A 23,512-nucleotide genomic window follows, 5' to 3' on the forward strand; every position below is an offset into this window, starting at 1 on the left:
TATCGACGTGTCATCATCGCGCTCATGTCCGTTCCGTTTCCGCATCGCCCGCCGCGGCGTCCCCGGGTCTGGGCCTGGTTGTTCGCCGCCTCGCAGCTGGCGGTGATCGGTATCTGGTGGGCCTGGGGTTGGCGCTGGGGGCTGCCGGCGATGCTGGCCAGCCACGGCGCGATGTTCTGGGGCACGCTGTGGCCGCATTCGCGCCTGTTCAGCCCGGTGCTCAACCGGCTGCCGACCGATGAGAAGGTGCTTTGGCTGACCATTGATGACGGTCCCTCGGACGACACCGCAGGCATCCTCGACCTGCTCGAAGCGCATGGTGCGAAAGCGACCTTCTTCCTCGTCGGCGCGCGTGCCGCGGCGCGGCCGGAGCGGGTGCGCGAGATCGTGCGCCGCGGCCATGGCATCGGCAACCACAGCTTCGATCATCCTTCGGCGATGTTCTGGGCGCTGGGGCCGGCGGCGATGCGACGGCAGATCGACCGTGCGCAGGAGGTGCTGAGCGGACTGGTCGGCGCTCCGCCGCGCTGGTTCCGTGCCGTGGTCGGCATGGCCAACCCGTTTGCCGCGGCGGCATTGAAACGGCACGGACTGGCGCGGGTGGCGTGGTGCGCACGTGGCTTTGACGCAGTCGAGGACGATCCCGGGATCGTGGTCACCCGGCTGGAAGGCGGGCTGAAGCCCGGCGCGATCGTGCTGCTGCACGAAGGCGCCGCGCATGGCCGCAGCGTCGAGACCCTGGCGTTGTGGCTGCGGCGCATGGACGAGCTCGGCTACCGCACCGTGCTCCCCGAAGAATTCGAATCCAGCACATAGCCCGGGCAAGCCGAGCGCACCCGGGTTTTCAAGGCGTACCGCGTCCCCGGGTGCGGTTTCGCTTTGGCCGGGCACGGCCGGGGCATCGCGCTCCTATGGAGCGCGCGCCACCACCAGCCAGTTGTTGAACGGCGTGTTGCCGGACAGCGAGGAGATCCGCACCTCCAGGCCGGCGCCGGCCAGGCGGTCGTGCAGCAGGTCGCGGTCGGGGTAGTGCCGCGGGGTCGTTTTCATCCAGCCCAGCATGCGCGAGAGCAGGTCGACCGCACGGGTGACGCGGGCACGGCGGCTGCCGTCGTCCAGGCCGGTCCGGATCACCAGCCGCGCGCCGGGTTCGAGCATCGCCACCATCGTGTCGAGGACATCGGCATGCGCTTCGCGCGGGATGAACTGCATCACGTCGAGCATCGCCACGCTGCCGCGGTGCGATGGCAGTCCGACGGCCAGGTCGACGGTGTCGAACGAGACCGCATCCAGCCCGGCGCGCGCGGCTGCCCTGCCGGCCCGCCGGATCTTGCCTGCGTCGTTGTCGACCCCGTGATAGGGCATCGAAAGGCCGGCATCGCGCAGGGCATGGGCAAGCAGGCCGAGGCCGCAACCGAGGTCGACCAGTGGCGCGCGAGTGCCGCGCAGAGCCTCGATGACGCCGGGGTAGAGCGGGTCGCTGCCGAGTTTGCTGCGGGTATAGAAGTAGTCCCCGCGGTAGCTCCACCAGCGGTCGGGCGAGAAGGCGCCGGAAATCCGGCGCACGCTGGCGGCCGGCAATGGGCGGGCATCGTCTCTCATGGTGGCGGACATGTACGGGAGGCTCAGCGTGGTGGCCGGCGGTCTGACAGCATGCCGCGCACGACCGGCAACGCGATCCGGGTCCATTCGGCGTACATCGCCGCCGATGGATGCAGGCCGTCCCCGGCGACCATCGCCGGCTCGGCGCCGCGCTCGCGCGAGACCGGGGTGATGTCGACGAAGGCGACGCCGCGTGCCGTGCACAGTTCGTGCGCGGCGGCGTTGAAGGCGTCGATCTCGCGGCCGATCACGTCGACGCCGCGGTCGTGGGCCTCGCCGAAAGGGGTCACCCCCCAGTCCGGGATCGACAGCACCATCACCCGCTCCGCCCGTCCGCCGGCATGGGCGATCGCACGCGCCAGCAGGGCGTCGAACTCGCTGCGGTAGTTGTCCAGGCTGCGCTCGCGGTACTGGTTGTTGACCCCGATCAGCAGGCTGACGAAGCCCCATTCGCCGAGCGGTTCGGCCTGGTCCATCGCCGCCGCCAGCTCGTCGGTGGTCCAGCCGGTGGTGGCGATGATGCGCGGATCGGCGAGCGGCACCCCTTCTGCGCGCAGCGCGGCCGCCAGTTGCACCGGCCAGCGCCCGGATTCGGGCACGGCCTCGCCGATGGTGTAGCTGTCGCCGAGGGCGAGGTAGGTCGTCATCGTCGATTCCTTGAAGGTCGCGCCGGCACAGGCGCAAAGCAGCAGCGCCGTGCAGGCGCCGGCAATCAGCAAGCGTACCGGTTCAGGCCAGCGCCGCACGCGCGGTCCCGCGGCCCGTGGCGAGTTCCGCATGGCGCTCGAGCACGCGTTCGATGCGGCGGAACACCTCGCGCAGCTCGTCGGGCTGTGGCAACAGGGTGACGCGGAAGTGGTTGCGGAAGGCGACGTTGAAGCTGCTGCCCGGCACCACCAGCACGTTCTCGGTCTCCAGCAATTCCAGCGCGAAGCGGTGGTCGTCGAAGCCTTCCGCGGCGGCGCCGGTCACCGCCGGGAACGCATACAGCGCGCCGGCCGGCTCGACCAGTTCGAGGTAGCGGCTGGCGGCAACGCTTTCGATCACCGCGCGGCGTGCCTCGTACAGGCGCCCGCCGGGTGCGCAAAGCGCGTCGATGGTGTTGGGACCGTGCAGGGCGGCCTCGACCGCGAACTGGCCCGGCACATTCGCACACAGCCGCAGTGCGCCGAGCAGGTCCATCGCGTGGTGGAAATCGCCGACCTGCAACGGGTCGCCCGACAGCATCGCCCAGCCGACCCGCCAGCCGCAGGCGCGGTGGACCTTGCTCAGGCCGCCGAAGCTCAGGCACGGCACCTCGCCGGCCAGTGGCGCGATCGGCTCGAACGTCGCGCCGTCGTAGAGCACCGAGTCGTAGATCTCGTCGCACAGCAGCAGCAGCCCGTGGCGCGCCGCGATCGCGACGATCCGCTCCAGCAGCTCGCGCGGGTAGTTGGCACCGGTCGGATTGTTCGGGTTGATCAGCACGATCGCGCGGGTGCGGCTCGATACCAGCGCCTCGATCTCGTCCGGATCGGGCAGGAAGCCGTTCTCCGGCAGGCAGCGGTAATAGACCGGGCGACCGTCGTTGAGGATCGTGGCTGCCGACCACAACGGGTAGTCGGGCGAGGGCAGCAGCACCTCGTCGCCGGGGTTGAGCAGGGCGCGCAGCGACAGGTCGATCAGCTCGCTGACGCCGTTGCCGATGAATACCCGCTCCGCGGTCGCGTTCGGCGTGCCGCGCTGTTTGTGGAAAGCGGCGATCGCCTCGCGCGCCTCCGGCAGACCCTGCTGGTGGGTATATGGATCGGTGTCGGCGATATGGTCGGCGATCGCGCGCTGCAGGTGCTCGGGGGCGCGGAAGCCGAACGCGCCCGGGTTGCCGATGTTGAGCTTGATCAGGGTCCGGCCCTGGGCCTCCAGCTCGCGGGCGCGGCGGGCCAGCTCGCCGCGGATTTCGTAACGGACTTCGGACAGGCGTTCGCGGGTCTTGAGGCTGGAGGGCGGCATCGGCGGTGTGGCGTGGGGTGGATGGGCGAAATTTCCGCCAGACTATCCGAATGCGTAGCCGTGTCCAGCGGGCGTGGGCCCGCCATGCGGCTAGAATCCGGCCATGCATCACGACCTCGACCGATCTTGACCTCCACCAGCGCCGAACTGCAGGCGATCGGCTGGCCGCTGGTCGGCCCTGCCGATCCGTTGCCGGCCGGTTGGGCGGCCCTGCTCAAGGCCCATCCCGAAGCCCGCCCGGCCCGCATCATCGAGCAGCACCGCAGCGGCTACGTGGTCGCCGAGGCGCCCGACGACGGCGAGTCGCCCGTTAGCAGCTATCGGGCCGAATCGCTGCCGGAATGGACCCGTCCGGCCCGCTACCGCAAGGGCGAGGTGGCGCCGGAAGAGCGGCCCGCGGTCGGCGACTGGGTGCTGGTCGAGGGCGAGGTGCCGAAAGCGCGTATCGTCGCCCTGTTGCCGCGCTGGAGCGCGATCAAGCGCGGCGCGGCCGGCGAACACTACAAACAGCAGTTGATCGCGGCCAACATCGACACGGTGTTCGTCGTCTGTGGGCTCGACGACGACTTCAACCCGCGCCGGATCGAACGCTACCTGCTGCTGGTCCGCGGTACCGGCGATGGCCCCGAACCGGTGGTCGTGCTGACCAAGACCGACCTCGCCGAAGCGGCGACCCCCGGCGCGGTCGAGGCCGCGGTTGCCGAACTGCGCGCACTCGGCGACGACACGCTGGCGGTGCGCACGGTCAACGCCAGGGATACCACCAGCGCCAGGGCCCTCGGCGAATGGCTGGCGCCGGGTCGGACCGTGGTCCTGGTCGGCAGCTCCGGCGCCGGCAAGTCGACCCTGACCAACAGCCTGCTCGGGATCGAGCGGATGAAGACCGGCGAGGTCCGCGAGCGCGATTCCAAGGGCCGCCACACCACCACCCACCGAGCGTTGATACCGCTGCCGTCGGGTGCCTGCCTGATCGACACCCCCGGCATGCGCGAACTCAAGCCGACCGGCGAGGAGGACGTCACCGAGAGCTTCGCCGACATCGAGGCGCTGGCCGAGCAATGCCGGTTCCGCGACTGCGCCCACGCCCGCGAACCCGGCTGCGCGGTGCGTGCCGCGATCGAGTCGGGACGACTCGATCCGCAGCGCTTCGCCAACTACCTCAAGCTGCGCGACGAAGTCGCCGGCGCCGCCGATAAACTCGCCAATCGCCTGGCGCAGAAGCAGGACGCGAAAGTGCAGGGCAAGACGCTGAACAAGCGGCTGGAAGATAAATATGGGAAACGATGACCCCGCCATCGCCCACCATGCCGCGCTTGACGAGCGCATGGTCAGGGCTGTGCGTGGGATCCGGCTGCTGACCCTGACCAGTTGGCCGGCGGGGCAGGAAACTCGCTTCCTTGACGGCTTTCACGCCGGCCGGCTCGTACTGCCGAAGATCGAATACCCGCGCCACGACTTCGGTGAGGCGCGCGCCGAGCTCGACGCGATCGCCTCAGGAGCCGATCCCGACCATCCGCTCGGCCAGTACCTGCAGGAATCCGCCCGCAGCTGGGCCATCGCCGCGCAACTGCTCGAATCGCTCGGCACGCCGGCGGTGACGACGCACTCGGTGGCGCTGTTCGGTCGCCCGGACGAGCATCTGCCCGGCAACGGCCCGACTGCGTGCGAGGCGGCCCACCACTTCATCACCATCGCCGATGAACTCGACCGCGAACTGATGGCCCCGGCCGAGCACGTCACCGTCTCGGCCACCGCGCTGCAACTGCAGCTGCAGCGCGATCTCGACACCTTCTTCGGTGAGCGCGTGATCGATGTCGAGCTCGATCCCGAGCTGATCGCCAAGGCCGCCGCCGGCGCCACCCGCATCCGCCTGCGCAGCAATGCCGCCTTCAGCGACTACGATCGCGACCAGCTGCTGCAGCACGAGGCCTTCGTCCACTCGCTGACCGCGCTCAACGGCCGCGAACAACCGATCCTGCCGAGCCTGGCGTTGTCGTCGCCGCGCAGTACCGAGACTCAGGAGGGACTGGCGACCTTCGCCGAGCAGATCACCGGCAGCATCGATATCGGCCGGATGAAGCGGCTCAGCCTGCGCATCGAGGCGGTCGACATGGCCCTGCGCGGCGCCGACTTCATCGAGGTGTTCCGCTATTTCATGGACGAGGAGCAGTCCGCGGAAGACAGCTTCGCCTCCGCCCAGCGCGTGTTCCGCGGGGTACCGGTGACCGGTGACGCGGCGTTCACCAAGGACACCGTCTACCTGCGCGGGCTGGTGTCGGTGCATACCTTCTTCCGCTGGGCGCTGCGCGAGCAGAAGCTGCAACTGTGCCGCTGGCTGTTCGCCGGCAAGATGACCCTGGCCGACGTGCAGCGCTTCGAGCCGCTGTTCGCCGACGGCGTGCTGGTGCCCGCGCGCTGGATGCCGCACTGGATCACCCGCGCCAATGGCCTGGCCGGGATGCTGGCGTTCTCGCTGTTCGCCAATCGCATCCGCCTGGACGCGATCGCCACTGGCGACGAGCCGCTGGAGCTGTGAACCGCGCCGAAAGTGCGCCATCCCTGGCGCTGGGGGAGGGGGTCAGCGGGCGAGCGCGCGGCGGGCGCTGCTTCCACGCTTGATGCCGGGTACCAGCATCGGCACCTCGCGGCGATAGTCGGCGTACTCCGGGTGCGCATCCATCAGATCGCGCTCTTCGAGCTGGATCGCGACCAGGATGTAGCCGGTGGTCAGCAGCGCGAACACCAGGTGGGCGACGGTCATCGTCGGCGTCGCCCAGAACGCGAACAGCCAGCCGACATAGAGCGGGTGCCGCACCCAGCGGTACAGGATCGGGGTGTCGAATTTCAGCGGGGTATAGGGTTTGCCGCGGAACTCGAGCCAGACCTGGCGCACGCCGAACAGGTCGAAGTGGTTGATCAGGAACGTGCTGACCAGCACCAGCGCCCAGCCGAACGCGTACAGGACGTGGATCACGCCGACGGCGAGGGTGTTCTCGACGTTCCAGATCACCCCGCCCATCGGTTGCCAGAGCACGAACAGCGCGATCAGCGCCAAGCTCGAGAACAGGACGTAGGTGCTGCGCTCGGCGGCCTCGGGAATGAACTTCGTCCACCAGCGCTTGAATGCCGGCCGCGCCATCACGCTGTGCTGCACCGCGAAGGCGGCGAGAAGCCCGAGGTTGACCAGCAGCGCCTGGCCGAACGGCACCACCGCGGCCGAATCGATCGAGCGCGGCACGAACAGGTTGCCGACGAAGCCGATCGCGTACAGGAAGGAGGCGAAGAAGATGGCGTAACTGACGACGCCGTAGAGCAGGATCAGGGTGCGTTTCATGCGGGCTCCGGTGCGAAGCGGGGAGTGGGCGCGCAGTCTCGTCTCCGCCAGGCGCACCGTCTTGACCGTTGCCGGACCGTGTTCTGACCATTCCATGACCCGTAGTGGAATCAATGGCTTGGAATGAAAGACGCGCGGATCTCTACTGCCGCGCCGCCCTCTGCCGGGTCGTCAGCCGTGCCTCGTCCTCCGGCCGCCAGCGTTCACCGGCGGCAGTCCGGGCCGCCTGCTCCCAGTGCAGCGCATCGCTGGCGTCGCCGCGGGCGGCGGCCATCGCGGCGTGCACGCGCAGCAGGTCGGGATCGCCGGCAAGGGTGTCGCCGGCCCGGGCGAGTTCGGCTTCCGCAGCGGCAATGTCGCCGCCGGCGAGCGCGACCTCGGCGAGGCCGGCATGCAGCTGCTGCAGCCGGCGCGCGTTGCCAAGCGGTTCGGCCAGTACGAGCGCTTCCCGCAGCCTGCGCGCGGCGCCATCGGGGTCGCCGGCATCGAGCCGCAGCCGGGCCAGATCGAAGAGCACATCGATCACGAATGGCGTCGGGCCATCCGCAACCAGCTCCTGGTGCAGCGCGAGCAGCTGGCGTTCGGCGCTGGCCTGCTTGCCTTCGGCGCGATCGAGACGTGCCAGATGGCGGCGTTGGCGCCTGGCGCCGGTGGTGTCGTCGATCGCCAGCCATGCCTCGAGGGCGCCTTCGAGCCACCTCCGTGCCGCGGCATGGTCGCCCAGATCGAGGCTGAACTGGCCCAGCAGCGACCGGGCGTTGGCGACGGTCGGGCGGTCGCCGATCGACTCGGCCAGCTGCAGCGCCGCGCTTGCATGTTCCATGGCCAGCCGCAGATGCCCCAGCTGCGCTTCTGCCATCGCCAGGCCGTTGAGCGCCGAGGCCTCGGCGGTCCGGTTGCCGAGCGCACGATGCACCGCCAGCACGTTGCCGGCCAGGTCGCGCGCCTCCTCGAAGCGGCCCTCGCGCCGGCGCAGGTCGGCGAGCCCGTTGAGCACGACGGCCTCGTTGCGGCGATCGCCGGTCAGCCGGAACCGGGCCAGCGCGCCCTCCAGGTGGCGCCCGGCGGAGACCAGGTCGCCCGCGCGCAGGTCGACCTGGGCCAGCGAGTTGAGCACGTTGCCGGTAGGGCCCTCATGCCCGGCCGCCGCCTCGGCGCTGATCGCGCGGGTCAGGTAGTCGCGGGCGGCTTCGAGGTCGTTGCGGTAGGTCGCGATGATGCCGCGACTGACCAGCACCGTCGCGCTGCGCTCGGGATCGCCATGCCGGTCGGCGATGGCCAGAGCCTCGTCGAGCAGGCGCTCGGCCTCCGCGTCCTCGCCGGCGCGCCAGAGCAGGATCGCCAGCGCGTTGCGTGCGCCAAGGCGTTGGCGGGCGTCGTCGTTGGCGTCGGCTTCTTCGAGCAGTTCGCGCAACAGCACGCTCGCCTCCTCGCGCTCGCCCAGGTCGCGCCGCGCCAGCGCCAGTTCGTAGCGCGGCCAGAACGCCCCCGGCGCCTGTTCGCTGGCGAGGCGGAAATACTCGACCGAACCCGGGATGTCGCCCTGCAGCCGTAGCGCACGGCCGCGCAGGTAGGCCTCGTTGGCGAAGCTGTCCTCGGAGGCCGGTGGCTGGGTGGAATCGCCGAGGATCACGCTGAGATCGGCGCCGACGGCATGTGCGAGCGCGGTGACATCGGCACCGACCGCGGTGCGTACGCGCCGACGGCCATCGGGATCGACGAGGACGTAGTCGAGGCGCAGCTGGCCACCGCGGCGTTCGATCCGGCCCTCGACAAGATGGGTGACTCCGAAAATGTCGCGCAGCCGTGCCAGTCGTCCCGCCTCATCGAGCCCGTCCAGTCGCGGCTCCAGGTCGAGCACCTCGCGTGCGCCGAGCACGCCGACCCGGCCGCCGCTGCGCAGGATGTCGCCGATCGCGCCCATCAGGCCGAGTCCGGCCCAGTCGAGGCGGGACTCGCCAGTGCCATTCTCGAACGGTCGTACCGCCAGCCGCACCGGGCCGTCTGTCGGCATGCCGCGCTCGTTGCCGTACCACCATCCGCCGATGGCGACGAGGGCAAGCGCGCACAGGGCCAGGCCGAGTCCGACCAGGCGCTTTCGCCGTGTGCGGCGTGTCGCAGGCAGGTCGGGACTGTTGATGGCCGTCGGTGCACTGGCCGTCGGCGTGTCGGCGGCGGGCTTCCCCGGGATCGCAGACAGGTCGTCAGGCGCATCCGCCAGCGGTTCTTCCACGGGCACCACAGGTGCGACGAACCGGTAGCCGTGCCCGTGCACGGTGCGAATCACCTGCGGGTTGTCGGCCTCGTCGTCGAGCGCACGCCGCGCCTTCATCACGCAGCGCGTCAGCGCCGCCTCGGTGACCACCTGGCCGGCCCAGACCACGTCGAACAGCTCGTTCTTGTCGACCACGCGGCCGCGGTGGACGAGCAGGCAGGCGATGAAGTCGAACACCTTCGGCTGCAACTCCACCGCCCGGCCGTGGCGCAGCAGTTCGCGGCTGTGCGGGCGCAGCTCGAAGTCGCCGAAGCGGTAGGCCTGCCGCTGGACGGGGCCGTCGGGAGCGGGATGGAGTGTCATCCAGGGCAGGCCGGGAAGCAGGGACGCTGATCAACTGATCCAAACGCAGGCGCTGCCGGATACCGGACGCGGACCGTGCGCTGGCGAATGGCCACGCGCGTGCGGGCATCCGCCCGCCGCGGCGAGCCGGGTTCAGCCATCACCGGTAGAATCACCAGCCCGTCTCCGCTTTCATCGCCGCCTCCCGATGCCCGACAACGACGCTTTCAAGCAAGCCGCGCTCGATTATCACCGCCTCAGCCCGCCCGGCAAGATCAAGGTCACCGCGACCAAGCCGATGCTGACCCAGCGCGACCTTGCCCTGGCGTACTCTCCGGGTGTCGCCTATGCCTGCGAGGAGATCGCCGCCGATCCCAACACTGCCCGCGACTACACCGCGCGCGGCAATCTGGTGGCGGTGGTCAGCAACGGTACCGCGGTGCTCGGCCTGGGCGACATCGGCGCACTGGCCGGCAAGCCGGTGATGGAAGGCAAGGGCGTGCTGTTCCAGAAGTTCGCCGGCATCGACGTGTTCGACATCGAGGTCGACGAGCGCGACCCCGACAAGCTGGTCGACATCATTGCCAGCCTGGAGCCGACTTTCGGCGGCATCAACCTGGAGGACATCAAGGCGCCGGAGTGCTTCATCGTCGAGCGCAAGCTGCGCGAGCGGATGAAGATCCCGGTGTTCCACGACGACCAGCACGGTACCGCGATCATCGTCGGCGCGGCCGTGCTCAACGCACTGGAAGTGGCCGGCAAGGACATCGGTGAGGTCAAGGTCGCCACCACCGGCGCCGGCGCCGCCGGCATCGCCTGCCTCGACATGCTGGTCGCGCTGGGGGTGAAGAAGGAGCACATCACCGCATTCGACCGCGAGGGCGTGATCTATTCGGGCCGGCCCAACCTCGACCCGGACAAGGCCCGCTACGCGCGCGACACCGATGCCCGCTCGCTGGCCGAGATCGTCGCCGGTGCCGACCTGTTCCTCGGCCTGTCCGCTGGCGGCGTGCTCAAGCCGGAGATGGTCGCGACCATGGCCGACAAGCCGGTCATCCTCGCGCTCGCCAACCCGTACCCCGAGATCCTGCCGGAGGACGCCCACGCGGTGCGCCCGGACGTGATCATGGCCACCGGCCGTTCGGACTACCCGAACCAGGTCAACAACGCGCTGTGCTTCCCGTACATCTTCCGCGGCGCGCTCGATGTCGGCGCCACCGTCATCAACGAGGAGATGAAGCTGGCCTGCGTGCGTGCGATCGCGCAACTGGCGCGGATGGAAGCCAGCGACCTGGGCAGCGCCTACGGCGAGGACGTCCCGACCTTCGGCCCCGACTACCTGATCCCGCGTCCGTTCGACGCGCGCCTGCTGGTGATGCTGGCGCCGGCCGTCGCCCTGGCGGCGATGAAGTCCGGCGTGGCGACCCGCCCGCTGGAGGACGTGGAGGCCTACGTCGAGCAGCTCGGCCAGTTCATCCACCGCACCGGCCTGGTGATGAAGCCGGTCTACGACCGTGCCCGCAGCGACCGCAAACGCGTGGTCTACGCCGAAGCCGAGGAAGAGGTCGTGCTGCGCGCGGTGCAGACGGTGGTCGACGAGCGCCTCGCGTTCCCGATCCTGATCGGTCGCCCCGAGGTCATCGAGTCGCGCATCGAGCGGCTCGGCCTGCGCTTGCGTGCCGGCATCGACTACGAGCTGACCAACATCAACTCCGACCCGCGCTTCGACGACTACTGGCAGCAGTACCACGCCCTGACCGAGCGCCGCGGCGTCACCCCGGCCGCGGCCAAGAACCTGCTGCGTTCGCGGCCGACCCTGATCGCGGCGCTGATGGTCGAGCGCGGCGAGGCCGACGCGATGATCTGCGGCCTGGTCGGGCGCTTCCACAAGAAGCTCGGCTACCTGCGCAGCGTGTTCGACTTCGACAAGGGCGTCACCGGCACCGCGGCGATGACCGGTGTGATCAACGACAAGGGTGTGTGGTTCTTCCTCGACACCCATGTCCAGGTCGACCCGCCGGCCGAGCAGATCGCCGAGGCAACCCTGCAGGCGACCTACCGGCTCAAGCTGTTCGGCGTCGAGCCCAAGGTCGCGTTGCTGTCGCACTCCAACTTCGGCAGTCACGACAACCCCTCGGCGGCCAAGATGCGCAAGGTCCGCGAGATCCTCGCCAGGCGCATGCCCAGACTCGAGGTCGATGGCGAGATGATGGCCGACACCGCCTGGGACGAGGAACTGCGCCAGCGCATCTTCCCCAACACCACCCTCAGCGGCCGGCCGAACCTGTTCGTGATGCCCAGCCTGGACGCGGCCAACATCACCTACAACATGATCCGGATGATGACCGACGGCGTCGCGCTGGGCCCGATCCTGATGGGCCTGGACAAGCCCGCGCACATCCTGACCCCGAACTCGACTTCGCGCCGGCTCGTCAACATGACCGCGATCGCGGCCGTCGACGCCCAGATCCGCGCCGCGCGGGAGGCCGGGCACAAGGCTTGAGTCGCGCTTTGGCGGCTCCCGGGCAAGGCAAAGCCGCACCCGGGACCCCGTCCGCGCCGACTGGTATGCGATGGCCGCGGACATCGCATACCACCGACCAAAGGCGAAGGTTGCAGCCGAAACCGGAGCCCGGGAACGGCAATACCGCCCTGTTAGAATCCCGACTCTAACTCCCCATATCGTCACGAGGCGCGGCCATGGGGCCGCGGAACGCATGAGCCAGACCTACGAAAGCCCCTTCGCCGACCTGCTGCATAACGACCCGGACCCGACCGAGACCCAGGAATGGATCGAGTCGGTCCAGGCCGTCATCGCGCATGACGGCGCCGAACGCGCCCACCAGCTGCTGCAGGGCATGGTCGAGGTCACCCGCCGTGCCGGCGCCCACCTGCCGTTCGCGCCGACCACCGAGTACATCAACACCATCCCGGTCCACCTGGAGCCCAAGACCCCGGGCGACCAGACCATGGAGTGGCGCATCCGCTCGCTGATCCGCTGGAACGCGATGGCGATGGTCGTGCGCGCCAACCGCAAGCCCGGCGACCTGGGCGGTCACATCGCCAGCTTCGCCTCCGCCGCGACGCTCTACGACGTCGGCTTCAACCACTTCTGGCGCGGCCCCGAGGGTGACCACCCCGGCGACCTGATCTGCGTGCAGGGTCACAGCTCGCCCGGCATCTACGCGCGTTCCTTCCTCGAAGGCCGCCTGAGCGAATCCCAGCTCGACCACTTCCGCATGGAAGTCGACGGCCGCGGCATCAGCTCCTACCCGCACCCGTGGCTGATGCCCGACTACTGGCAGGTGCCGACCGTATCGATGGGCCTGGGCCCGATCGCCGCCATCTACCAGGCCCGCAACTGGAAGTACCTGGAAGGCCGCGGCCTGCTGCCCAAGACCGACCGCAAGGTCTGGTGCTTCCTGGGCGACGGCGAGTGCGACGAGCCCGAGAGCCTGGGCGCGATCAGCGTCGCCGGCCGCGAGGGTCTGGACAACCTGGTGTTCGTCATCAACTGCAACCTGCAGCGCCTGGACGGCCCGGTGCGCGGCAACGGCAAGATCATCCAGGAGCTGGAAGGCCAGTTCCGCGGCGCCGGCTGGAACGTCATCAAGACCGTCTGGGGCAGCTACTGGGACCCGCTGCTGGCCCGCGACACCCAAGGCAAGCTGCGCCAGTTGATGATGGAAACCGTCGACGGCGAGTACCAGAACTGCAAGGCCTTCGGTGGCGCCTACACCCGCGAGCACTTCTTCGGCAAATACCCGGAGACCGCACGCATGGTCGCCAACCTGTCCGACGACGACATCTGGCGCCTCAATCGCGGCGGCCACGACCCGCACAAGGTGTACGCGGCCTATGACGCGGCGACCAGGATGCAGGGCATGCCCACCGTCATCCTCGCCAAGACGGTCAAGGGCTACGGCATGGGCGCCTCCGGCGAGTCGCTCAACCCGACCCACGGCACCAAGAAAATGGACGACGAGGCGGTCAGGCTGTTCCGCGACCGCTTCAACGTACCGGTCACCGACGCCCAGCTCGCCGACGGCCAGGTGCCGTTCTACCACCCGGGCAAGGACTCCGAGGAAGTGCAGTACATGCTCGAGCGCCGCAAGGCGCTGGGCGGCTTCCTCCCGCAGCGCCGCCGCAAGGCCAGCACCTCGCTGGAAGTGCCGAAGCTCGAGACCTACGAGCGCCTGCTCAAGTCCACCGGCGAGCGCGAAATCAGCACCACCATGGCCTTCGTGCAGATGCTCAACATCACCCTGCGCGACAAGCAGATCGGCCCGCGCTGCGTGCCGATCGTCGCCGACGAGGCGCGCACCTTCGGCATGGAAGGCCTGTTCCGCCAGCTTGGCATCTACGCCCCGCAGGGCCAGAAGTACAAGCCGGTCGACCGCGACCAGCTCATGTACTACCGCGAGGACGCTGCCGGGCAGGTGCTGGAAGAGGGCATCACCGAGGCCGGTGCGTTCTCCAGCTGGCTGGCCTGCGCCACCAGCTACAGCACCAACGACCTGCAGATGCTGCCGTTCTACATCTACTACTCGATGTTCGGCTTCCAGCGCATCGGCGACTCCGCCTGGCAGGCCGCCGACATGCGCGCCCGCGGCTTCCTGCTCGGCGCCACCGCCGGCCGCACCACGCTCAACGGCGAGGGCCTGCAGCACGAGGACGGCCACAGCATGGTCCAGGCCGGCCTGATCCCCAACTGCCGCAGCTACGACCCCACCTTCAGCTACGAGGTGGTCACCATCATGCAGTACGGCATGCAGCGCATGATCGCCGAGCAGCGCGACGAGTACTTCTACGTCACCCTGATGAACGAAAACTACCCCCACCCGGACATGCCCGAGGGCAGCGCCGAGGGGATCATCAAGGGCATGTACCTGCTCAAGGACGCCGGCAAGCCGAAGAAGAGCGAACTGCGCGTGCAGCTGCTCGGCAGCGGCACCATCCTGCGCGAGGTCATCGCCGCCGCCGAACTGCTCGACAAGGACTTCGGCGTGACCGCCGACATCTGGTCCTGCCCCAGCTTCAATGAGCTCGGCCGCGACGGCACCGACGCCATCCGCCACAACCGCCTGCACCCCGAAGACAAAAAGCCGCGCAAGCCCTACGTCACCGAACTGCTCGAAGGCCGCCAGGGCCCGGCGATTGCCGCGACGGATTACATCCGCACCTACGCCGACCAGATCCGCGAGTTCGTGCCGATGCGCTACACCGTCCTGGGCACCGACGGCTTCGGCCGCAGCGACACCCGCGCCAACCTGCGCCGCCACTTCGAGGTCGACCGCTTCCACATCGCCCACGCGGCGATCGAAGCCTTGGCGAAGGACGGCAAGATGGCCGCCAAGGACGTCACCCGCGCGATCAAGGAGTACAAGATCGACGTGGAGAAGCCGAATCCGATTGGGGTTTGAGACCGGGTGGGTCGGAACGAGTACGGTCCAGGGATGCTTCCTTGGGCTGCATCGGGAGTTGGATGCTCACGTCAGTTGCTTCGGGAATGATCCATGCACGCTTCCTCCCTTGAGAACATGCACAGGTGCTACGAGCGCTATGTGCGTTCCGGCGCCCTGCACGATCAAGAATCCGTCACGGTGCTGGACGTCGGCGGTGCGGATATCAACGGCGGTTACCGCCAGGTTTTCAAGGATGCCCGCTACCGTTACTTGACAGCCGACCTGGCTGACGGGGACGGCGTCGACATCGTGCTCGAAGACCCGTACCGACTGCCGGTTGAGGATGGATCGGTGGACATCGTGGTGTCCGGCCAGATGCTGGAACACTGCGAGTTCTTCTGGCTGGCATTCGCCGAGATGATCAGGGTGCTGAAGCCCGACGGCTATCTTTTCATGATCGCCCCTTCCGCCGGCCCCATACATCGCTATCCCGTCGATTGCTACCGCTTCTATCCCGACGCATATGGCGCATTGGCGAAATATGCGAACTGCCAGTTGATCGAGGTATGGAGGGACGAGCGCGGGCCATGGCAGGACCTGGTCGGTGTTTTTTCCAGGCAATCCGTTCCCGTGCCTGCAGCAGGCAGCATCGTGCGAGTCGAGCACGCTCCCATCGATCCTGCCACATTGCCGTCTGGCACTGCCGAGGAGGAGGCGACACGAGGCGGCGTTCATTATCTGGACGCGTTGGCGTCCCTGCACAAGGCATTGGAACCCGATCTCTATCTGGAAATAGGCGTCCGCCACGGGCGCAGCCTGGCACTTGCACGGGGCGCAGCGGTTGCCGTGGATCCCGCTCCGGACATCAAGGTCGGGCCCCTGTCGCCAACGACCCGGTTGCTGGCCATGACCAGCGACGACTTCTTCATGGATGTGGCCGCCGAGGAGCTGACGCAGCCTCCGGGACTCGTATTCATCGACGGCATGCACCTCTTCGAATACGTCCTGAGGGACTTCATGCACGTCGAGCGACTGGCCGATCCGGGGACGCTGGTCGTGATCGACGATATCTACCCGTCCCACCCGTCCCAGGCGGAACGCGATCGTCGAACCCGAGTGTGGACCGGTGATGTCTGGAAGCTGCAGCAGTGCCTTGCAAAGATGCGGCCGGACCTGTTTCTTCTGCCGCTCGATACCGCTCCTACCGGCTTGCTTCTGATCGCTGGCCTGGATCCGAAGAACCGGGTGCTGTGGAACCACTACAATCCCACCGTGCGCAAATACAGCATGGATCAGGCGCCACCGCCTGAGATTCTCGAGCGTAGGGGAGCGATCGAGGCCGATCACCCCTTGGTGGCGGAGCTGCTCGCGATCCTCAAGCAGAACTACCGGACCGGAACGCCCAGGAGCCAGGTTCTGGCCGGCTTGCGCGAGAAGCTTCCTTCCGGACAGGGGGAGAAATGAGTTCCCCCAAGCTCTCGATAATCGTCATCAGCTACAACATGGCGAGGGAATTGCCTCGTACGATTCGTTCGCTGGCGCTGCCCTTCCAGCGGGATATCGGGGAGGAAGACTACGAGATCATCATCGTCGACAACGGTTCGACGCAGCCTTTCGACCATGAGCAACTCCGGCAGTTGGGCGCCAACATCAGCACCCACACGGTTCCCGACGCGTCGCCTTCGCCCGTCGAGGCGATCAATCGCGGCCTGGCGCTGGCTCGCGGCGAGCTGGTGGGTGTGATGATCGATGGCGCGCGCATGGCTTCGCCCCGTCTGTTGGCCACCGCACTCGAGGCGGCGCGGCTGCATCCGCGCCCCGTGATCGGGACACTCGCGTTTCACCTCGGGCCCGACGTGCAACGACGAAGCATGCTGAGTGGCTATTGCCAGGAAGTGGAGGATCAACTCCTGGCCTCGGTGGACTGGGTCACCGACGGCTACCGATTGTTTTCCATCTCGGTCTTTGCAGCCTCGTCGGCCGACGGCTGGTTCAGTGTTCCGGCAGAAACCAGCGCGCTATTCCTGACCCGCGAGCACTGGGAGAGACTCGGCGGCTACGAGCCGGGATTTGTTGCACCCGGCGGCGGACTGGTAAATCTCGACACCTGGGCGCGCGCCTGTGCGGACCCGACCGGTCAGGTCATCCTGTTGCTGGGCGAGGCGACCTTTCATCAGGTTCATGGCGGGATCGTGACCAATTCTTCGGAGTCGAAGTGGAAGACGTTTCACGAAGAATACGTACGCATCCGTGGCCACGCCTACGTAAAACCACAGGCGACTCCACTGTTGCTGGGCCGCCTGCCGGCAGCGGCACTCCCCAGCATGCAGCGCTCGGTGGAGCGTCAAATGCAGCCCGGCACCGGGAAGGCGCAATAAGCGGCAAAGACGGAGAAAAGAGAAAAGGAAGTCAGGTTCATTTGTTTCTCATGCGATGAACGGACCTGACCCTTCGCGAGTCACGACGGATCCGTCGCTCCTGCAGGCGGATCCGATGCCTCATCGAGCAACGACGGCGCGATCGGCGTCGGCACAGGCGGCTCCGGATCGGGCAGGGGTTCGAATACCGGCGGCGGTGGGGGCGGGGCCAGGCCTTCGGTGCTGGGTACGTAGTACGCCACCAGTTCGAAGAACCGGCGGTAGAAGTCCTGGTTCTGCACGGTGTTGCTGGCCACCCGCACCAGGTTCGCGCCGCTGCTGCCGATCGGCAGCGACACTGAGCCGAGCATGCTCACGCCGACGCTGGCGGACTTGACCGTGGTGTTGAGCACGTAGCGGTCCTGGACCGCGTTGACGAACACGATGGACCCGCCGCCCGGCTGCGGCAGGCAGGTCGAGCGCACGTTGAGCTGGGTATGGACGTCGGACTCGGGCTGGAAGCTCTTGGTGGCCTCCAGCGCGTCGGGGGCGGACTTGCTGATCACGTAGCCCTGTCCCAGCAGCGCACGCCGCGTTGCCTCGCAGGCCATGGCCGGCGGCACCAGGTAGGTGCGCGAATAGGTGTCCCCGGCGCCGAAAGTCTCGCCCGAGGGCGGTGGCTCCGCCTTGCGGTTCCAGCCGCAGGCGGCCAGCGAGGACGTCAGGACGACGGCGAGCACCGTGAAACGGCAGAACGGGCGTACGCGAAACATGCGATATACGACGGGTTCGGGCAGAGCCGCGAGTGTAGCGATGGCGACGTGCAAGGCCGCTGAATGACAACGGGGCCGGACGCATCCTCGACGAGTGGCGTCGCAGGCGCCTCCTGCGATGGCACCGCCAACCACTCCGCGCCACCACAATGAGCCATGCCGACCTGGTATAGCTTCTGCGGATTTTTTCATTGGACCCACGGTCACCGCCCGTCCTAGCCTCGAGTTCAACGGGCATCGACCGCGAACGCGGGCTCGGCCGGCGGGGAATGGGATGCACGGAGTCTTGTCGAATCTGCGGCGGGTCAGCCTGCCGCTTGTGATCTGGGCCGCGGCTTTCGGCAGCGCCGCATCCGGCGTGGCCGACGCTGCCGAGGTTTCCTCGCGCGAGATCACGATCGACCTCGCCCTGGCCGAACGGCCGCTGGACCGGTTCTTCAACCAATCGGTCGGCTCGGACTTCCCGGGCACGTTGATACGGCCGGACAGTCAGGCACACCTGAAGCTCGCCGTCGATGAGCTGGGCTTTCGCTACATCCGGTTCCACGACATCTTCCACGATGCGCTGGGCACCGTGCAGGTCGTCGACGGTCGTACCGTGTACGACTGGACCAGGATCGACCAGCTCTACGACGACCTGCTGTCGAAAGGGATCAGGCCCTTCATCGAACTCGGATTCACGCCCAAGGCGATGACCACGTCCGAGCAGACCCTCTTCTACTGGAAGGGCAATACATCGCATCCGAAACTGGAGCCGTGGCGCGACCTCGTCGACGCGTTCGTTCGCCACCTGCGTGAGCGCTACGGTGTGGCGGAAGTACGGCACTGGTACTTCGAGGTCTGGAACGAACCGAATCTCGGCGACTTCTGGGAGCGGGCCGACCAGCAGGCCTACTTCAAGCTCTACGACGTCACTGCCAGGACGATCAAGGCGATCGATCCCACGCTGCAGGTCGGCGGACCCGCGACCGCGGGCGCTGCATGGGTGCCGGAATTCCTCGAGTACGCGCATGAGAACGGCGTGCCGGTGGACTTCGTGACGACTCATACCTACGGCGTCGACGGCGGTTTCCTGGACGAGAACGGCGAGTCCGACACCAAGCTTCTGTCGTCGCCGGACGCCATCGTCGGCGACGTGCGCAGGGTCAGGGAGCAGATCGACGCATCGCCCTTCCCGTCGCTGCCGCTGTACATCACGGAATGGAGCACGAGCTACACGCCGCGCGACGCCGTGCACGATTCGTATGTCAGTGCGCCGTACATTCTCGACAAGATCAAGGCGGCGCAGGGACTGGCGCAGGGCATGAGCTACTGGGCCTACACCGACCTGTTCGAGGAACCCGGCCCGCCGCCGACGCCGTTCCACGGCGGCTTCGGACTGATCAATCGCGAAGGCGTCCGCAAGCCGGCGTTCTTCGCCTACAAGTACCTGCATGCGCTCCGCGGCAAGGAGATTCCATCCTCCGATGCCGAGTCGCTGCTGGCGACCGATGGCGCCAGCACTTCGGCATTGATCTGGAACTGGACATACCCCGAGCAGGACGTCAGCAATCGCCCGTTCTACACCCGGCTCGTTCCCGCTTCGCCGGTACCCGCGGCGCGGCTCACGTTCAAGCACCTCACGGCGGGCGCCTACCGGCTTCAGGTCAAGCGCACCGGGTTCCGCGCCAACGACGCGTACTCGGCCTATATCGAGATGGGGGCTCCCGCTTCCCTGAGCGACAGCCAGCTCGAAAAGCTGCATGAGCTGACGCGCGACTTACCGGAGACCGACCGCAGGATCGAGATCGGACCCGCAGGCGAGCACACGCTCGAAATTCCGATGCGCAGCAACGATGTCGTGCTGGTGACGCTGACGCCTGAGTCGGGTCCTCCCATCTCCCCTTGAAACACGTCACCCCGCTGCCGGGCGGGTCTGTAGCAAGAGAGTCGCGCAGGCCGATAGCGGGCGATGTTGCCCTAGGACGCCGAACTGGCGCGAAAGCATCGGCGATGGGCACGCGGCCAGACAGGTGGCGGATGTTCACATCCACCCGGCTGCAGCGTCCTTGCAGTACGGGCGCCCCTGTGACGCGCCCAAGGAGAACGTGATGATCGAAGCAATCGTGGCAATCGCGCGTGATGCGCAGACCGTGCTCATTCCCGAGAATGCAGCGGTGGTGTTGAACGGGTCGAATGGCCAGGCCGACTGCAAGGTTTTTCTTCGGGTCGACCCGGATGGCATCGGGCCCGCCCACAGGACCTACCTGCACCTGCGCACCCAGGCGCCCTGGTACACGCTGGAGGGGGTGAACATCCTGCAGTGGTTCGGGCCGCAGCTGGTGGAGACGCCGGTGCTGAGCGTGGAGCGCCTGCGCTAGCCGGGACTTGCCGATCGCGATGGCGGCGTTTATGTTAGCACTTACGTAAACGCCGTCGGATATCGCCATGAGCTTTCTTTCGGTCCAGGGCACCCTGGCCCTCGCCAGCCGCCTGAAGGTGATCAGTGAGCGCAGCTACGACCTGGTCGACCAGGTCTACCGCGAGCATGGCATCGGTTTGCAGGGGCGCTGGTTCCCGGTGCTGCGGCTGCTGCAGGAGCGCGGACCGCTGAGCGTGGGCGAGATCGCCAAGGAGATCGGCCTGACCCATTCCGCCATCAGCCAGCTGGCCACCCGGCTCACCCGGGAAGGCCTGCTGCGGCGCGAGCCCGCCCCCGACGACCGCCGGCAGCGGGTGCTCGCCCTGACCGAGCGCTGCCAGGCCGAGCTCAAGGCCGCCCGTCCGCTCTGGCAGGCCATGCGCGACACCGTTGAGCATCGGCTCATGGACATCGGCGTCGACCTGCTCGACGCCCTGTCGCGCTACGAGGCCAGCCTGGACGAGCAACCGCTGCCGGCCGAGGTCGCGCGACGACTGCGCCAGCGCCAGGCCGCCCAGGTGCGCATCGTGCCGTTCGCGCCGCAGTGGCGCGGCGACTTCTACCGGCTCAACGCCGAGTGGCTGGCCAAGTACTTCCAGATCGAGCCGATCGACCACGCCGTGCTGTCCGAACCGGAGAAGCACGTCCTCGAGCCGGGCGGCGCGATCCTGATCGCCCTGGTCGGCGACGAGGTGGTCGGCACCTGCGCACTGATGGTGGACGCCCCCGGCGTGTACGAGCTCACCAAGATGGCCGTCACCGAACGCCACCAGGGCCTGGGCATCGGCCGCAAGCTGATGGAAGCCGCGATCGCCGAGTTCAAGCGGCTGGGCGGCCGCGAACTGTTCCTCGAATCGCAAAAGCGCCTGCAGCCGGCACTGCGGCTGTACGAGAGCGTGGGTTTCGAACTGCAGCCGGGGGTGAAGCCGGGTACGCATTACCAGCGTGCGGATGTGTACATGATCTATCGCGGGCGGCCGCACCACTAGTGGTTCCAGGTTCATCTGTCCCTGTCCACTTCGCCGATGATCACCGGCGGCGGCCCCGCCAGCGCAATCAGCGGCTGACCCATCGTGCGCTGAGCCTGGCGACATTGGCGGGCGTCTCCGCCGGTGCGTTCTTCACTGGAATCCAGCCAGGATCACGTAATATCCTAAAGATCGTCATAACTGAGCCTTGGGGGGGTAGCCTCGTGTCACGTTGGAAAGAGCCTGACCTGGCTCCTCGGACTTGCGCGTGGCTTGAATCTGGTCCTTCCCGGATGGGCGTACGGAACTAAATCAGCGATAGATGTGGTCCCATCCACACATGTGCCATCAGATCAGTAACCGTACTGTCCTGTGAGATCTGTCTATCATCCATGATTTATAGGGGTTTCTTTCTCACACCTCCCCATGAGTTGATGAGGCTTATGTCTGAGTGGTACGCTCGGACGCGGCCACAGCCGGGCACTGTGCTTCGATCAGTCAACGTAAGGGAGTGCGCGACGATTTTCGTGGCTAGGGGGCGCGTATGAAGAAGAAGGACAGCGCAGATCATCCGCAAAGAGGTAATGTCAGGACGCACAGCTCCCCCGTGAACGACATTGTATGCGTCGATTTATTCTGCGGTGCCGGCGGGCTGACTCGAGGCCTTATTGATGCGGGTATTCGTGTCGTGGCGGGTGTTGATCTCGACGACGCGTGCAAGCACCCCTATGAAACGAACAATGGAAGTGCCTTCCACGCAATCGATGTCGCGAACCTGACGTCGTCTGACCTGAGTTCTTGGTTTGGCGATGCGCAAGTGCGCATCTTGGCTGGATGTGCGCCGTGTCAGCCCTTCTCAAGTTACTCGCAGCGATACGAGACGATCGGGACAGAGCGCTGGGGGCTGCTGCATCAGTTCGCGCGCTTGGTTCGGGAAGCCAAACCCGACATGGTGACAATGGAAAATGTTCCGACTGTCACCAGGCACCTGGTGTTCGACGATTTCATCTCTACATTGAAAGAGCAAGGGTACAAGGTTTGGTTCAAAGTCATCGATTGCGCTGCGTATGGGCTCCCACAACGTCGCCGCCGCACAGTTCTTCTCGCGTCGCGCTTCGGAAATATCGAGCTGAAAGCGCCATCGAACTCGAAGCAGAGAACTGTCGCTGATGTACTCAGAGGGTTGCCTGTACTTCGTCATGGTGGCAGTAATAGGGATGATCCGCTTCATGCTGCATCAGGGCTTTCCCATCTGAACTACGAAAGGATCAAGGCCTCAAAGCCTGGGGGCACATGGCGTGATTGGCCGAAGCACTTGGTAGCCAAGTGCCATAAGAAGAAGACCGGCAAAACCTACTCAGGTGTCTACGGCCGCATGAAGTGGAATGAACCCGCGCCGACCCTGACGACACAGTTCTTCGGTTTTGGCAATGGCCGGTTCGGTCATCCCTCACAGGCACGCGGCCTTTCGCTACGTGAAGGGGCTATCTTGCAGGGCTTCCCTGAGAACTATTCCTTCGTGCCCAAGGGTGGGGTCATTCAGTTCAAGGTGCTTGGCCGCTTAATCGGCAATGCTGTCCCGGTTGATCTTGGGCGTGTCATCGGGGAGAGCATCATTGAGCATGTTAAACAGCACGTCGACCAGCCCTCCTCGCCAACCAATCCTCGTCGAGGACGGAATGTCGACGCACGGCCGGGCAATTCCGTCCACGCCTGAAGTAACTCGCCGCATGCAGCGGGTTAGGCAGAAAAATACTTCTGCCGAGTCGATCTTGCGCCGTGAACTTTATGCGCGAGGCGTTCGCTACCGAATCCATGTGCCGGTTCTAACCAAGCCACGTAGGGTCGCAGATATCGCATTCTGTGGTCCGCGCGTAGCTGTCTTTGTTGACGGGTGCTTCTGGCATGGGTGCCCGCTACATGCGACATGGCCGAAAATGAACGCCGAATTTTGGCGAGCAAAAATCCTCGCCAATATGGAGCGCGATCGCGACACCAATAAGCGCCTGCAGGCAGACGGCTGGAGGGTCGTGCGCGTCTGGGCGCACGAGCCGCCTGAGCGAGCTGCTGTACGGATCGCGAAGATTGTAGAGAAGCGCAAAGCCAGGAATCGAACATGACGGAAG

18 protein-coding genes are annotated in these 23,512 nt (G+C 66.8%); 12 read left to right on the forward strand and 6 right to left on the reverse strand.

The annotated features are described in order from the left end of the window. Nucleotides 1–24 precede the first annotated feature (24 nt). Nucleotides 25–816, forward strand: a complete 792-nt coding sequence (locus tag FKV23_RS01580) for a polysaccharide deacetylase family protein (protein WP_141622279.1) — start codon at nucleotides 25–27, stop codon at nucleotides 814–816. A 93-nt stretch (nucleotides 817–909) separates the two neighbouring features. Here FKV23_RS01580 and FKV23_RS01585 read toward each other — a convergent pair whose 3' ends face one another. The 3 genes from FKV23_RS01585 to FKV23_RS01595 form a co-directional block, all read right to left on the reverse strand. After that, complete coding sequence (locus FKV23_RS01585) at nucleotides 910–1,614, reverse strand: class I SAM-dependent methyltransferase (protein ID WP_141622280.1); 705 nt, start codon at nucleotides 1,612–1,614, stop codon at nucleotides 910–912. 11 nt (nucleotides 1,615–1,625) lie between these two features. After that, a complete protein-coding gene (locus FKV23_RS01590; RefSeq protein WP_141622281.1) occupies nucleotides 1,626–2,249 on the reverse strand; it encodes an SGNH/GDSL hydrolase family protein in 624 nt (207 codons plus the stop codon). 82 nt (nucleotides 2,250–2,331) lie between these two features. Next, the gene (locus tag FKV23_RS01595) at nucleotides 2,332–3,591 is read right to left on the reverse strand and encodes an aminotransferase class I/II-fold pyridoxal phosphate-dependent enzyme (RefSeq protein ID WP_141622282.1); all 1,260 of its coding nucleotides are present in this window, start codon (nucleotides 3,589–3,591) and stop codon (nucleotides 2,332–2,334) included. 126 nt (nucleotides 3,592–3,717) lie between these two features. Between FKV23_RS01595 and rsgA the strand changes: the two genes are divergently transcribed. Beyond that, on the forward strand, nucleotides 3,718–4,878 hold the full coding sequence (gene rsgA, locus FKV23_RS01600) for a ribosome small subunit-dependent GTPase A (RefSeq protein ID WP_244244067.1): 1,161 nt from the start codon (nucleotides 3,718–3,720) through the stop codon (nucleotides 4,876–4,878). Continuing rightward, complete coding sequence (locus FKV23_RS01605) at nucleotides 4,865–6,127, forward strand: flavohemoglobin expression-modulating QEGLA motif protein (RefSeq protein ID WP_141622284.1); 1,263 nt, start codon at nucleotides 4,865–4,867, stop codon at nucleotides 6,125–6,127. The genes rsgA and FKV23_RS01605 overlap by 14 nt, the downstream gene beginning before the upstream one ends. A gap of 42 nt (nucleotides 6,128–6,169) precedes the next feature. On the opposite strand, the gene mddA is transcribed toward FKV23_RS01605, so the two are convergent. Continuing rightward, on the reverse strand, nucleotides 6,170–6,925 hold the full coding sequence (gene mddA / locus FKV23_RS01610) for a methanethiol S-methyltransferase (protein ID WP_141622285.1): 756 nt from the start codon (nucleotides 6,923–6,925) through the stop codon (nucleotides 6,170–6,172). A 142-nt stretch (nucleotides 6,926–7,067) separates the two neighbouring features. Then, entirely contained in the window at nucleotides 7,068–9,503 is a 2,436-nt protein-coding gene (locus FKV23_RS01615; RefSeq protein ID WP_141622286.1) for a tetratricopeptide repeat protein, read from the reverse strand. Between the two features lie 187 nt (nucleotides 9,504–9,690). On the opposite strand from FKV23_RS01615, the gene FKV23_RS01620 reads away from it, so the two are divergent. From FKV23_RS01620 to FKV23_RS01635, 4 genes are all read left to right on the forward strand, one after another. After that, nucleotides 9,691–11,985 (forward strand): NADP-dependent malic enzyme, encoded by a 2,295-nt coding sequence (locus FKV23_RS01620; protein ID WP_141622287.1) that lies wholly within the window; start codon nucleotides 9,691–9,693, stop codon nucleotides 11,983–11,985. Nucleotides 11,986–12,199: 214 nt separating this feature from the next. Further along, complete coding sequence (gene aceE / locus FKV23_RS01625; RefSeq protein ID WP_141622288.1) at nucleotides 12,200–14,905, forward strand: pyruvate dehydrogenase (acetyl-transferring), homodimeric type; 2,706 nt, start codon at nucleotides 12,200–12,202, stop codon at nucleotides 14,903–14,905. A 93-nt stretch (nucleotides 14,906–14,998) separates the two neighbouring features. Next, complete coding sequence (locus tag FKV23_RS17080; protein WP_167284887.1) at nucleotides 14,999–16,351, forward strand: methyltransferase domain-containing protein; 1,353 nt, start codon at nucleotides 14,999–15,001, stop codon at nucleotides 16,349–16,351. Next, complete coding sequence (locus tag FKV23_RS01635; protein WP_141622289.1) at nucleotides 16,348–17,265, forward strand: glycosyltransferase family 2 protein; 918 nt, start codon at nucleotides 16,348–16,350, stop codon at nucleotides 17,263–17,265. Before FKV23_RS17080 ends, FKV23_RS01635 begins: the two co-directional genes overlap by 4 nt. An 80-nt stretch (nucleotides 17,266–17,345) precedes the next feature. Here FKV23_RS01635 and FKV23_RS01640 read toward each other — a convergent pair whose 3' ends face one another. After that, a complete protein-coding gene (locus FKV23_RS01640) occupies nucleotides 17,346–18,017 on the reverse strand; it encodes a DUF2242 domain-containing protein (RefSeq protein ID WP_141622290.1) in 672 nt (223 codons plus the stop codon). Nucleotides 18,018–18,327: 310 nt separating this feature from the next. Between FKV23_RS01640 and FKV23_RS01645 the strand changes: the two genes are divergently transcribed. The 5 genes from FKV23_RS01645 to FKV23_RS01665 all read left to right on the forward strand — a co-directional run bounded on the left by FKV23_RS01645 (nucleotide 18,328) and on the right by FKV23_RS01665 (nucleotide 23,506). Further along, the gene (locus FKV23_RS01645; protein ID WP_407067662.1) at nucleotides 18,328–19,905 is read left to right on the forward strand and encodes a GH39 family glycosyl hydrolase; all 1,578 of its coding nucleotides are present in this window, start codon (nucleotides 18,328–18,330) and stop codon (nucleotides 19,903–19,905) included. A 202-nt stretch (nucleotides 19,906–20,107) separates the two neighbouring features. Beyond that, nucleotides 20,108–20,377 carry a hypothetical protein gene (locus tag FKV23_RS01650; protein ID WP_141622292.1) on the forward strand — a complete coding sequence of 90 codons (270 nt, stop codon included), beginning with the start codon at nucleotides 20,108–20,110 and terminating at the stop codon, nucleotides 20,375–20,377. A 67-nt stretch (nucleotides 20,378–20,444) separates the two neighbouring features. Next, nucleotides 20,445–21,407, forward strand: a complete 963-nt coding sequence (locus tag FKV23_RS01655) for a bifunctional helix-turn-helix transcriptional regulator/GNAT family N-acetyltransferase (RefSeq protein WP_141622293.1) — start codon at nucleotides 20,445–20,447, stop codon at nucleotides 21,405–21,407. 523 nt (nucleotides 21,408–21,930) lie between these two features. Further along, entirely contained in the window at nucleotides 21,931–23,103 is a 1,173-nt protein-coding gene (locus FKV23_RS01660; RefSeq protein WP_141622294.1) for a DNA cytosine methyltransferase, read from the forward strand. Nucleotides 23,104–23,116: 13 nt separating this feature from the next. Further along, nucleotides 23,117–23,506 (forward strand): very short patch repair endonuclease, encoded by a 390-nt coding sequence (locus FKV23_RS01665; RefSeq protein WP_141624983.1) that lies wholly within the window; start codon nucleotides 23,117–23,119, stop codon nucleotides 23,504–23,506. Nucleotides 23,507–23,512: the final 6 nt, after the last annotated feature.

Source organism: Lysobacter alkalisoli, from assembly GCF_006547045.1.
Lineage (GTDB): Bacteria > Pseudomonadota > Gammaproteobacteria > Xanthomonadales > Xanthomonadaceae > Marilutibacter > Marilutibacter alkalisoli.

Excerpts from the sequence above, each read along its gene's own strand:
- mddA (WP_141622285.1), bottom strand. The coding sequence starts at position 6,925 with ATGAAACGCACCCTGATCCTGCTCTACGGCGTCGTCAGTTACGCCATC.
- FKV23_RS01615 (WP_141622286.1), bottom strand. The coding sequence starts at position 9,503 with ATGACACTCCATCCCGCTCCCGACGGCCCCGTCCAGCGGCAGGCCTAC.
- FKV23_RS01590 (WP_141622281.1), bottom strand. The coding sequence starts at position 2,249 with ATGACGACCTACCTCGCCCTCGGCGACAGCTACACCATCGGCGAGGCC.
- FKV23_RS01605 (WP_141622284.1), top strand. The coding sequence starts at position 4,865 with ATGGGAAACGATGACCCCGCCATCGCCCACCATGCCGCGCTTGACGAG.
- FKV23_RS17080 (WP_167284887.1), top strand. The coding sequence starts at position 14,999 with ATGCACGCTTCCTCCCTTGAGAACATGCACAGGTGCTACGAGCGCTAT.
- FKV23_RS01655 (WP_141622293.1), top strand. The coding sequence starts at position 20,445 with ATGAGCTTTCTTTCGGTCCAGGGCACCCTGGCCCTCGCCAGCCGCCTG.
- FKV23_RS01595 (WP_141622282.1), bottom strand. The coding sequence starts at position 3,591 with ATGCCGCCCTCCAGCCTCAAGACCCGCGAACGCCTGTCCGAAGTCCGT.
- FKV23_RS01650 (WP_141622292.1), top strand. The coding sequence starts at position 20,108 with ATGATCGAAGCAATCGTGGCAATCGCGCGTGATGCGCAGACCGTGCTC.
- FKV23_RS01665 (WP_141624983.1), top strand. The coding sequence starts at position 23,117 with ATGCAGCGGGTTAGGCAGAAAAATACTTCTGCCGAGTCGATCTTGCGC.
- FKV23_RS01640 (WP_141622290.1), bottom strand. The coding sequence starts at position 18,017 with ATGTTTCGCGTACGCCCGTTCTGCCGTTTCACGGTGCTCGCCGTCGTC.
- FKV23_RS01580 (WP_141622279.1), top strand. The coding sequence starts at position 25 with ATGTCCGTTCCGTTTCCGCATCGCCCGCCGCGGCGTCCCCGGGTCTGG.
- FKV23_RS01585 (WP_141622280.1), bottom strand. The coding sequence starts at position 1,614 with ATGTCCGCCACCATGAGAGACGATGCCCGCCCATTGCCGGCCGCCAGC.
- FKV23_RS01620 (WP_141622287.1), top strand. The coding sequence starts at position 9,691 with ATGCCCGACAACGACGCTTTCAAGCAAGCCGCGCTCGATTATCACCGC.
- aceE (WP_141622288.1), top strand. The coding sequence starts at position 12,200 with ATGAGCCAGACCTACGAAAGCCCCTTCGCCGACCTGCTGCATAACGAC.
- FKV23_RS01660 (WP_141622294.1), top strand. The coding sequence starts at position 21,931 with ATGAAGAAGAAGGACAGCGCAGATCATCCGCAAAGAGGTAATGTCAGG.
- FKV23_RS01635 (WP_141622289.1), top strand. The coding sequence starts at position 16,348 with ATGAGTTCCCCCAAGCTCTCGATAATCGTCATCAGCTACAACATGGCG.